We start from the raw sequence: 11,856 nt of genomic DNA, 5'->3' as shown, positions 1-11,856 counted from the left end.
TCCCAACATTGGAGTGGCATCTTTCTTTGAAAGAGTCATATGTGTTATTATTTTTTCCTTTTGAAAATCATGTACTCCCGTATCCTAATCCAAACCAATGTTGGCTAAGTTTCGGTTTAACAGAAATTCCAGCTCCAGAATGGGCACAAAATTTAAAAGTTATTACGCCTTGGCGACCAGATTTTTTAAAATTTGTCGATACTCAATTTCACTGCTCTCCTCAAATAGATAAAACCCTCATCTATGATGGTGCATTTTTACGTTTGAGCAAATATCGTGGTTTTAACCAAAATTGTTTTCTTGATTTATTAGAATGCGTTAAACCAAATGGATGGATTGTAATCAGTGGGAATAAAACTGCTGGTGCTACTTCAATGATGAAATGGGTCAAAACAATTGTTCCCATCACCAACAAATTGTCTAAAAATCACGGTCTTGTATTTTGGTTGCAAGTTCCTCAACAAATTGAGAGACGTAACATTACGCAATTGCGCTCACCACCGCTCACTTTTGGTAAATTTCAAACCACTTCTGGTATGTTCTCACACGGGCGTATTGATCCAGGATCTGCTGCACTTGCTTCTTATATGCTCAAAGTTATCTCTGGAAAAACGGCTGATTTTGGCGCTGGATGGGGCTATCTTTCTCACGTTGCACTTGAAAGAAGTGAAAAACTCACCGCTCTCGACCTTTATGAAGCAGACTACAACGCTTTGAGAGCAGCAAAGCAGCACCTTAAATCCATAACAGCTCCTTTTTCAATTCATTTTTATTGGCATGATCTTGTGCATGAACCTATCACAAATCTGTATGATACAATCATTTCGAATCCACCGTTTCATACGCAACAAACGACAGATGTTTCATTAGGAAAAAATTTTATTATAAATGCTGCAAAGAGCCTAAAACCAGGCGGAAGTCTGCTTTTTGTTGCAAACCGCCACCTGCCTTATGAAACATTATTAAAAAATATTTTCCGCACAGTGTTGATACATGAACAAGCCCATGGTTTCAAAATTATCGAAGCACGCAGATAAAGAAAACAAACAATCACTCTAAAGAATAAAACGTGAAAGATCGATATCAGCAGCAAGCTCGCCTATAGATTTTCTCACATAAGCGGCATCAATTGTAAACGATGTTCCAGCTTTATCAGGTGCCGTGAAAGAAATTTCATCCAAAACGCGCTCCATCACTGTTTGCAAACGACGTGCCCCTATATTTTCAATCCTTGCATTTAAATCTACAGCAATATCTGCTAAAGCATCAATTGCATCATCGGTAATTTCCAAATGAACCTCTTCTGTTGCCATAAGAGCAATATATTGTTTAATCAAACTAGCTTCTGGTTCCGTTAGAATGCGCCGTAAATCTTCCCTTGTTAAAGGATTGAGCTCCACACGGATGGGCAAACGTCCTTGAAGTTCCGGTAATAAATCAGATGGCTTGGAAACATGAAATGCACCTGAGGCAATAAAAAGAATATGATCTGTTTTAATTTGCCCATATTTTGTAGCAATTGTTGTTCCTTCAACCAAAGGCAAAAGATCACGTTGAACGCCTTCACGCGAAATCGCAGCACTGGCTCCACCGTCTCGAGTTGCAATTTTATCAATCTCGTCAATAAAAACAATACCTTCATTTTCAGCAACACGAAGCGCCTCTTGAATAATTTGCTCCTGATCAAGGAGTTTTTCAGATTCATCATCAATGAGCGGCTTAAAAGCATCCCTTACTGTCGTCTTACGGACTTTTGTACGACTGCCTATTTTGCCCAAAATATCTGATAAATTCATAATACCCATTTGTGCCCCAGGCATACCAGGAATATCAAAAGTTGAAGCACTATTGCTATTATTATCGGCGACTTCAATTTCAATCTCTTTCTCATCCAATTCACCTTCACGCAATTTCTTGCGAAAACTATCACGGGTAGCGGGACTGGCTGTTTTACCAACAAGGGCATCTAAAACGCGCTCTTCAGCATTCACGTGAGCCTTTTCTTTTATTTCATCCCGTTTCTTTTCACGCACAAGAGAAATGGCAATTTCAACAAGATCTCGAATAATTTGCTCAACATCACGTCCCACATAACCAACTTCAGTAAATTTAGTCGCTTCTACTTTAACAAAGGGTGCTCCAGAAAGTTTTGCTAATCGACGTGCAATACCAGTTTTACCAACACCTGTTGGCCCTATCATTAAAATATTTTTTGGCATAACTTCTTCACGCATCGGTTCATCAAGCTGTTGTCTACGCCACCGATTGCGTAGTGCTATAGCTACAGAGCGTTTGGCATCATTTTGGCCAATAATAAAACGATCAAGTTCAGAAACAGTCTCACGAGGGGAAAATACAACACACATTTTTAAATAGCTTTCTCTAAAGAAGATAATTCTGCATCCAATGTTTCAATTGTAAAATGATCATTGGTGTAAACACAAATTTTAGCGGCAATAGCCATAGCTTTACGAGCAATAGTTTCTGCATCCAAATCCAAGTCCATGAGTGCACGCGCTGCTGAAAGAGCAAAATTTCCCCCAGAGCCAATTGCCATAACCCCATCTTCTGGCTCTAAAACATCACCAAGCCCTGTTAGAGCCAAAGTTACTTTCTTATCAGCCACGAGCATCATTGCTTCGAGACGACGCAAATAGCGATCTGTTCGCCAATCTTTTGCAAGTTCTACACATGCACGCATAAGCTGATCAGGATATTGCTCAAGCTTTGTTTCCAATCTTTCCAGTAATGTGAAAGCATCTGCCGTAGCACCTGCAAAACCAGCAATAACCACTCCGTTCTTTCCAAGACGACGCACTTTACGTGCATTGCCTTTCATAATTGTCTGTCCAAGAGAGACCTGACCATCACCGGCCATCACGACTTTTTCACCTTTTCGTATCGTAATAATTGTTGTACCATACATTATGTCTGGCTTATGTTCTGTCATAAGGAGACTCCTTAATATTAACTTTACTTTTTAATATTGATTTCTTTTCATACAATGTAAAACTCAATTACTATTGTCCTATTTAAGAACATATACAGCAAAACACAATAATTCAGCATAACTCAATTTGTTGAAAATGGAAAAATGATATCATTGTTGTCAATGTAAATTACTGCTAAATAGCTTTATATAAACAGTTTGTACCTTTTAGAGAAAAATTATGAAAAAAATAGCCATAGGGACCTTAGGTGGAACAATTGCAATGACTGCTGATAGTTTTGGTCACATGCAACCGACTTTAACTTCAAATAACCTCATAAAAAGTGTTCCTGATTTAAATAACGTTGCTGATATTCATGCACAAACATTAATGCAAATACCAAGTGGATCTTTATCATTTCAAATTCTTTTTGAAATAATCGAGTGGGCAAAACAACAAATAAATGCTGGTGCAGAAGGTATTGTGTTAACACAAGGGACTGATACTCTAGAAGAAACTGCTTTTTTTCTTTCTCTTTACTGGAAGGAAGCCGAACCACTTATCATAACCGGTGCTATGCGCATGCCTCATGAAGCAGGCGCGGACGGCCCCGCCAACATTTTAGCAGCCACTCGTGTCGCAGCAACCCCACAAAGTCGTAACAGGGGCGTTCTCGTTGTCATAAATGATACAATTCATTCACCTTATTGGCTCTATAAAAGCCATACCGTCAAAGTTGAAACATTTCAATCAGGTTTTGCAGGTATTTTAGGAACTATTTTAGAGGGAAAACTTATTTATTTCAATGATCAAAAATTTTTTCCGACAACGTTTGATCTTCCCCAAAACCACGATCATCAAATTGCACTCCTCTATTCCTCTTTATCATCTGATGCACAATTAATGAAACTATGTCTCGAAAGTGGGTATTATGCTGGAGTTGTTATTGCTGGTTTTGGTGCAGGACACTGTAGTTTTCAAGAAGCAGACCTTGTACAACAATATGCACAAAAAATACCAATCATTATTGCTAGTCGTTGTTGTAATGGCTCAACAACTCGTATAACTTACGGCTATAAAGGCTCAGAAATCGATATGATTTCTTCTGGTGCTCTCATGTCTGGTTATTTATCAGCTGTAAAAGCGCGTCTACTTCTATGGGCTTTTTTAGCGCAAGGGCACTCATTAGCACAAATCCGTGCAAACTGGAATGATTGGACTATAAGTTAATGAAAAATGATCTATTATCTTGAAGAGAGCATGCAATACAAAACTTATTTCAAAATCAAGCCGCTTATCTGTCTACTTTTAATCGATTGCTGCAGCAAAAAATTCTCGACCAATACAAATGATTGATACGACTATACAAAAAATTAATCAGGAAGATAATCTGGTCAAATCCGTTTCTGACCGATATTCACCCTATCGTGTTTTTACTGCACAAGAATGGTCAGAGTTTCGTGCAGACACACCTCTTACTTTGACTTTTGATGAAATTAAGCGTTTACGCTCTATTGATGATCCTATCGATCTTAAAGAAGTCCAACGCATTTATCTTTCTTTATCGCGTCTGTTATCATGCCATGTTGAAGCAGTACAGGAACTTTTTCACAAACGTCAGCAGTTTCTCCATCAAGAAGAGAGTAGAAAAACGCCCTTTATTATTGGAATTGCTGGTTCTGTAGCAGTAGGAAAATCAACCACGGCTCGCATTCTTCAAGAACTGTTGAAACGATGGACATCTAGCCTTAAAGTTGATCTGATTACAACGGATGGTTTTCTCTATCCTAACGCAATCTTACAGCAAAAAAATCGTATGAATCGTAAAGGATTTCCTGATTCCTATGACATTAAAAAATTGCTGTGCTTTCTTTCGGCTATAAAAGCAGGCATCGGAAATATCCGTGCCCCGCTTTACTCACATATGACCTATGATGTTCTAGAAAATCAGACAATTACCATTGATCGTCCTGATATTTTAATTGTTGAAGGTATTAATGTATTACAGGTCAGTGATCTTCCTAAAGATGGGAAAGCTATTCCTTTCGTATCAGATTTTTTTGATTTTTCAATCTATGTTGATGCCGAAACAGAAGTCATTCGTCACTGGTATTTGGAGCGCTTTAAACGTTTGCGTAAGACAGCTTTTCAAAATCCTGAATCCTATTTTCATCGTTATGCCCTGCTCAGTGAAAAAGAAGCCTCAAAAATCGCTGAGGATCTTTGGCAAACAATCAATTTAAAAAATTTACAAGAAAATATATTGCCAACACGACCACGATCCAATCTCATTCTACGAAAAGGAAAAAATCATTTGGTCGAGTATGTCGCACTTAGACGACTATAAGGATCTCATAACTATGCAGCACTATCACATTCATTTTACCTCAACGCGTATCGATAACAGTTGCCCTATCATCTTGGTAAACCAAAGAACTCTTGCCAACTTATCACTTGATGCGTCAACAACAGCATGGATAAAAGTTAATGACTTTACTGGTAAAGCAGGACAAATACTCTTTGTTCCTCACGAAACAGGGCATTTAAAAAAAGTTTTATTTGGAATTGGCAATGGGAGCGATCCCTTTATCACAGGACTGCTTGCTCAAAAACTTCCTGCTGGTCAATGGCATTTAGAAGGTACAACCTCTGATGAAATAAATGCCTATCTTGGATTAGCATTCGGTAGCTATCAATTTAATCGCTATCGTCAAAATTCTTCTTTCAAATCATTATCCATCCATGTCAATGAGGCCGTTGATCTTAATGAACTCCAACGAATTTATGAAGCTGTCTTTTTCGTCCGTGATCTCATCAATATTCCAGCCAATGATATGCCCCCTGATGCTCTCGAAAAAGAAGCCCGAAAACTAGGAAAAACCTACGGTGCTCATGTCCACAGTATTTGTGGAGATGATCTCTTAACCCATAACTTTCCGATGATTCATGCCGTAGGACAAGCAGGCAGTACTGCACCGCGACTGATTGAGTTACACTGGGGGCAAGAACATCATCCTAAAATAACGTTGGTGGGCAAAGGGGTAACTTTTGATACGGGAGGACTCGATATTAAATCAGCCAATAATATGTTGCTTATGAAAAAAGACATGGGGGGTGGGGCAAACGTTTTGGGATTGGCTAAACTTATCATGGATGCCAAATTGCCTTTCCGTCTACGTGTCTTGATTCCAGCTGTAGAAAATGCAATTTCTGCGAATGCTTACCGACCAGGTGATATTCTTAAGAGTCGTAAAGGCTTAAGTATTGAAGTAGGTAATACAGATGCTGAAGGGCGACTTGTTCTTGCCGATGCGCTCGCCTATGGTGATGAAGAAAGTCCACAATTCATGCTTTGTATGGCTACCTTAACAGGGGCAGCGCGTATAGCATTAGGACCAGATCTTCCCGCATTTTATTGTAATGATTCAATATGGGCACAACAAATTTCTGAATCTGCTCACGCTGTTTTTGATCCTCTTTGGCAAATGCCCCTTTGGAAACCTTACCAAGAGATGTTATCATCACCAATTGCTGATCTTAACAATGTAACTGGAAATAGCTTTGCTGGCTCTATAACGGCTGCTTTATTTCTTAATTCTTTTGTTGAAAAAGCTGAACATTTTGCGCATTTTGACCTTTATGGATGGGTTCCAAAAGAAAAACCAGGATACCCTATTGGTGGATCAGCACAAACTATTCGTGCCCTTTATAATATTTTTAAAAATGAAGTTTGACACACTATATCCACAAGGATAGACAATTTTACATCTTAAAGAATAATTGCGACTGTCTTAAACTCTGTTCTTATTTTTGTTTGAGGATAAAAACCTTACCGATAGAGTTTTCATGAGTTTGTTTAAAGGTAAGAAGCAAAAAACGGAAAACAAAAAGATGATCTCTAAAGACCCAAGGCTTTATGCATTCAGAGATGATCTAGCAGATCAACGTCTTGAAACAGAAATTACGGCCCAGCGCTTTGTTCAAGGTGAAAAAAGACGTGTTAATACAGTGGTCGCTGGACTTTTTAAAGAAAATAGTAAAAAAAGTGAAAGACAAACAGAATGCTTATTGGGAGAAGAACTTCTCATTTTTGAACAAGGGGAAACGATGTCGTGGGGGCAATCCCTCAAAGATGGTTACGTTGGTTATATTGATACAACAGTCCTTTGTACATCAACTATAAAACAAACGCATATAGTTTCAGTACCACGTACATTTAAATATTTACATGCTAATTTACGTGGACCAATAGTGTCTCCGTTATTTATGGGAAGCAAAGTCAGTGTTGTTGATGAAATTGAAGTCCGTAACACAATGTATTCTATTCTTGAAAATAGAACAGCAATCATTACGAGCCATCTCAGCCCCATTGGACGTGTATATGAAGATTATGTCACAGTTGCAGAAACCTTTATCCGTACACCTTATCTTTGGGGTGGTGTCAGCGGTTTTGGAATTGATTGTTCAGGACTCATTCAGCTCTCTATGATGATGACCGATCGAATAGTTTTACGTGACACCGATATGCAGCAAGAAACTATAGGTAGTCCTCTTATAGATACTGATAAACTTCAACGAGGCGATTTAATTTTTTGGAAAGATCATGTTGCTATTATGGTTGATCATGAAAATATTATTCATTCAAATGGTTTTTCCATGGACGTTATGATCGAGCCATTGGAAAAGGCAATTACGCGTATAGCTAAAAAAATCAATATCCCATTGCAAAACGTCGTCCAATGCAAGAAACTTAATACATGCCTCCTATAAAAATAATTAATTGAATGTTTTTGTTATATAATAAATTGATTTATAAGGATAATTATCCATCATTCATTCTGTGTCAAGAATTCTAAATATCGTAAAATTCTCTCATTTCAAATCTTTTTTATGTTGAAGCAATCAAAATCATTTGCTTGTTTTGTCCGTCACAAGTGGAATTGATATATAAGTAAAATGATTACGAAAAGAAAAAATATCCCTTCTGAATGCTCCCAAATGCTAAGAACTATGTAACATTGGGACCAGCTTACTCCTTCATAAGCGTAAAGATAGTAGCACTCAATAGATTTTACATTATTTCTATGGGTGCTTTAACGTTATACCATTCACTAATACCGGCACAAAATGGGCTTTAGAGCGTTACGAGATGCCTCTTTTAAACAACCCCGTAAATATGCAACACAATGGCGTTCTATATTACGTAAGGGATATGCCCCTCTTAATCAAAAGCAACATTTTTTGAAATTTTTCCTATTATCGATATCTTATGAAATAAATACTCCTAATATCTCTCGATGCATCCAAGACAATCTCTCAATAATAATCGCGAAAAGTATAAATCCATTACCTACCACCATTTTTATGCTTATGAAGCGCGCAAAAGCATCATTATACACTTTGCCAATTCTCAATGTTGCGATAACCCTTGGCTATTGAAGAGTGTTCTTTCAGCACGTATTTTATTTATTTCTGTCTTAAATAATTTTATCCACATGACCCGCCCCGCTTGGAACGTGCAAAAGAATGATTTTGATTAATTTAACATAAAACAAATTTGAAATGAAAAAATTTTTTATGACCCTGGACTTCCCCATTCAACATAAAAAAAATTATAAATTATTATTATAACTCAATATATTGATTTATATTTAAACAATATTTCCTTCTTATAACACATTAAAGAAGGTGATTTTTCAATACCTGAACCAATGGTTTATCAGCATCAGGCATAGGGTATTTATCAAGATCATTAATAAAAAACCATTCTAAATTTTGCCCTTCTCGTCCTTGCGCAACGCCCTCATAATGGTCACAAAGATACAATGGCATTAAGAGATGAAATGTTTTATAGCTATGACTTGCAAATGTTAAAGGGTGTAAATTATTTGCCTGAACATACACACCAAGCTCTTCTTCTAGTTCACGGATCAATGAAATTTCTGGAGTTTCACCTTGCTCAACCTTTCCACCAGGAAACTCCCATAAACCAGCCAGCGATTTTCCTTCAGGACGCTTGGTAAGCAAAACACGATTATTTTGATCTAACAGTGCACATGCAACAACAAGAAGAAGGGGGCTTTTTACACACATATCACTCTCCAATGAAAATATAAAGATAACTGTCTCTTTCTAGTATATTTCCTTACCTCAAAAAGAACTCACATATCTCATTCTCTTTTTAAAAAATAATAGGCAGTTTAATATAGAGAGTGCATCCGTTAACTTCTGTAATCGCTATTGATCATAACGTACTCTTTTGTTAAATCGCAAGACCAAATCGTCGCCGTGCTCTTACCCAAACCGATATCAACACGAATTGTGATGTGTTTACTTTGCATATAAGCACCTATTGTCTCTTCACAATACTCAGGATCTCGTACGCCATTCACGGCCACACGATGCTCACCAAACCAAATCGTCAATAGATCACGATCGACTTCAACACCGGCCTTCCCAACTGCCATAACGACCCGCCCCCAATTCGCATCTTCACCGGCAATAGCCGTTTTTACGAGCGGTGAATTTGCAATTGATAAAGCAATAGTTTTAGCTGCATTGTTTGTTGTAGCCCCCATCACATTAACCTCAATTAAATGACGAGCACCTTCACCATCACAAACAACTTGTAGTGCAAGCTCATGCAGAAGTGCACTCAATTGTTTCACAAAAACCCCATAACGCGGATCAGATTTACTTGTAAGACATGGAAAATGTTCTTTTCCTATCGCAAACAACATAAGCGTATCTGAAGTTGAGGTATCGCTATCAACAGTAATTGAATTAAAAGAACCCTCAACTGCCTCTGATAACATGGATTGGAGTGCATCCGAAGAAATAGTAGCATCACTAACCACAAACGACAGCATTGTCGCCATATCGGGTGCAATCATACCAGCACCTTTTGCAATTCCATTAATGGTAACACTCTCTCCCCCACAGTCAAAAGTGCGCGTCGCAAGTTTTGGAAATGTGTCCGTTGTCATTATGGCTTTTGCAGCTTCCAACCAATTTCCCTCTTCTGCTGTCTCTGCCATACTTGGTAAAAGATTGACAATACCCGATGCATCCATTTGCTCACCAATAACACCCGTAGAAGCTATAAAAATTTCATCTTCTCTAACCTTTAAAGCATTTGCTGCTGCACAGATGATTGCATTGGTTGTGTGCTTTCCTTTGCTTCCTGTAAAAGCATTTGCATTTCCAGAATTCACAACAACACCCCTCGCAACCCCATGAGGAAGCGATGCACGACAATGCTCTACAGGGGCAGATGGACATTTTGAACGAGTAAAAACACCGGCTACACTCACTGGCTTATCGAATATGATGAAAAGAAGATCTGTACGATCTTTATATTTAATCCCAGCTTCAGCTGTCGCTATCCGTACACCAGATAAGGGAGAAAGCGCCTGGATCTTGTGAGGCGACAAAGGAGAGATTTTCAAAACCACAATATGCTTTCTATAAAAAAATGAAATGATTGCAGATCAATAACCTCTCATAGAAAACTGCTAGGCTTTTTGAACAAAACTAACCTAGCAAATTATCTATTAAAGAGGCTATCCACTTATTTTTCCTAGCTATTCCGTATCTTCTTCATCCGATGTCTCATCGGGAAGTAGCGTCCCATTTTGATGAAGCGATTCCATGATTTTTGTAACATCAGGATCAGGGTATTTCACATCTATCTTGCTACGCAAATCAACAATCAGTTCTTGATAGCGCTTTTTTATCAGCTGTGTTCGCAACATCTCTTTGACATCATCAAATGCAGGCGGTTGCTTCAAACGACGATCTTCTAATTTAATAATATGCCAACCAAAAGGACTTTCAACGGGTTGTTTAGTGTATTCGCCAATTTTTAAACCAAATGCAGCATCTTCAAAAGGCTTGACCATTTGACCATGGCTAAAATAACCAAGATCACCCCCAACGGCAGCAGAACCATCTGTTGAACTTTTCTTTGCAATCTCTTCAAAATTTTCGCCTTTATTTAAATGCTTAATGATAGCTTCTGCTTCTTTTCTCGTTTTGACCAAAATATGACGCGCTTTAACCTCGTCTTCTTTAGGTAAAGCAGCAACTTCTTGCTTATAAAGGGCTTCCAAATCAGTATCTGAGATTTTGTCAACAATCGCCTGTTTAAAATAAAGCTGTTGAAGAACATTGTCACGCATAACTGCCATACGTTTATCGTAAGCATCTGTCTTATCAAGACCTTTGCTTCTTGCTGCTTTTGCAAGTGCCTGCATATCTAAATAAGCTTTTAGGACCATCATACGGCGTTGTTCATCAGAAAAACGTGCTAAATTAGGATTTATTTCAAGCGCTAAATCATCCAATTGGCCTGCTGTAATATTTTTCCCATCAATAACCGCCATAACATGAGAAGGAGAAACGGCTTTTTCAGAAGCTTTCTCCAAAGTCTTTAAATCATTCGACGGTGAATTCAAACCTTCTTGGGCTCTCACCCCTAAACTTGTACTTGCCAATAAAGTTGATGCTAAAAAAAGCGTGATAAAGTTAAATTTCATAAATATACTCCTTAAAAATGAAGGCAGGTTCAAGATTCCAATTTTCTTTACCATAGTACTTTAATCTTTAAACATAGAGAAATAAATTAGTAATTTTATTTTAAAAAGTATAAAATTGTCCTTTTATCTCAGTTTCTCCAATCCTATCTAATGCAGATGAAGAACATGATAATAGAAAAAATGACATATTGTATCTTAAATGACTTTGTATTGTATCAGTTAAATAGCATACCTAAAGTTGACATAGGGCGCTTAGCCTCTTATCTCTACTTTACAATTAAAGTGAAAAATTGCACACCAGCAAGTATAATGGTACCATCTGCATTTCATGATGTCTCTAATGATATCAGACAGCTTGAAGAAAATGTAGAGTATGGGGAGAGCGTATG

General features: G+C 37.8%; 9 protein-coding genes and 1 pseudogene. 5 read left to right on the top strand and 5 right to left on the bottom strand.

The genetic code is table 11. From position 1 onward, the window contains the following. The first annotated feature begins 41 nt into the window (after window positions 1–41). On the top strand, window positions 42–1,037 hold the full coding sequence (locus ACFIJS_RS02065; RefSeq protein WP_375649442.1) for a class I SAM-dependent methyltransferase: 996 nt from the start codon (window positions 42–44) through the stop codon (window positions 1,035–1,037). An 18-nt stretch (window positions 1,038–1,055) separates the two neighbouring features. Here the strand turns inward: ACFIJS_RS02065 and hslU are convergent, their stop codons facing one another. Both hslU and hslV read right to left on the bottom strand, forming a co-directional pair. Next, window positions 1,056–2,366 (bottom strand): ATP-dependent protease ATPase subunit HslU, encoded by a 1,311-nt coding sequence (gene hslU / locus ACFIJS_RS02060; RefSeq protein WP_375649440.1) that lies wholly within the window; start codon window positions 2,364–2,366, stop codon window positions 1,056–1,058. Between the two features lie 2 nt (window positions 2,367–2,368). Next, window positions 2,369–2,950: an ATP-dependent protease subunit HslV gene (gene hslV, locus ACFIJS_RS02055; RefSeq protein ID WP_375649437.1), complete on the bottom strand. Its 582-nt coding sequence runs from the start codon at window positions 2,948–2,950 to the stop codon at window positions 2,369–2,371. A gap of 220 nt (window positions 2,951–3,170) precedes the next feature. On the opposite strand from hslV, the gene ACFIJS_RS02050 reads away from it, so the two are divergent. The 4 genes and pseudogenes from ACFIJS_RS02050 (at window position 3,171) to ACFIJS_RS02035 (ending at window position 7,684) form a co-directional block, all read left to right on the top strand. Then, the gene (locus ACFIJS_RS02050; RefSeq protein WP_375649435.1) at window positions 3,171–4,160 is read left to right on the top strand and encodes an asparaginase; all 990 of its coding nucleotides are present in this window, start codon (window positions 3,171–3,173) and stop codon (window positions 4,158–4,160) included. A gap of 118 nt (window positions 4,161–4,278) precedes the next feature. Beyond that, on the top strand, window positions 4,279–5,277 hold the full coding sequence (coaA, locus tag ACFIJS_RS02045; protein ID WP_375649432.1) for a type I pantothenate kinase: 999 nt from the start codon (window positions 4,279–4,281) through the stop codon (window positions 5,275–5,277). A 13-nt stretch (window positions 5,278–5,290) separates the two neighbouring features. Further along, entirely contained in the window at window positions 5,291–6,664 is a 1,374-nt protein-coding gene (locus ACFIJS_RS02040; RefSeq protein WP_375649429.1) for a M17 family metallopeptidase, read from the top strand. A 157-nt stretch (window positions 6,665–6,821) separates the two neighbouring features. Next, window positions 6,822–7,684, top strand: a pseudogene (locus ACFIJS_RS02035) (NlpC/P60 family protein). Window positions 7,685–8,609: 925 nt separating this feature from the next. Here ACFIJS_RS02035 and mutT read toward each other — a convergent pair. From mutT to ACFIJS_RS02020, 3 genes are all read right to left on the bottom strand, one after another. Continuing rightward, the gene (gene mutT, locus ACFIJS_RS02030; protein ID WP_375649427.1) at window positions 8,610–9,023 is read right to left on the bottom strand and encodes an 8-oxo-dGTP diphosphatase MutT; all 414 of its coding nucleotides are present in this window, start codon (window positions 9,021–9,023) and stop codon (window positions 8,610–8,612) included. Between the two features lie 128 nt (window positions 9,024–9,151). Further along, window positions 9,152–10,384 carry a bifunctional glutamate N-acetyltransferase/amino-acid acetyltransferase ArgJ gene (gene argJ, locus ACFIJS_RS02025; protein WP_375649425.1) on the bottom strand — a complete coding sequence of 411 codons (1,233 nt, stop codon included), beginning with the start codon at window positions 10,382–10,384 and terminating at the stop codon, window positions 9,152–9,154. 129 nt (window positions 10,385–10,513) lie between these two features. Next, a complete protein-coding gene (locus tag ACFIJS_RS02020) occupies window positions 10,514–11,467 on the bottom strand; it encodes a peptidylprolyl isomerase (RefSeq protein ID WP_375649422.1) in 954 nt (317 codons plus the stop codon). Window positions 11,468–11,856 lie beyond the last annotated feature (389 nt).

The sequence above is a fragment of the Bartonella sp. OT172YNZD genome, from assembly GCF_042193725.1.
Classification (GTDB): Bacteria; Pseudomonadota; Alphaproteobacteria; order Rhizobiales; family Rhizobiaceae; genus Bartonella; species Bartonella grahamii_A.
The sequence above is the reverse complement of the archived record's forward strand: the minus strand, read 5'-3'. Positions and strand labels throughout refer to the sequence as shown.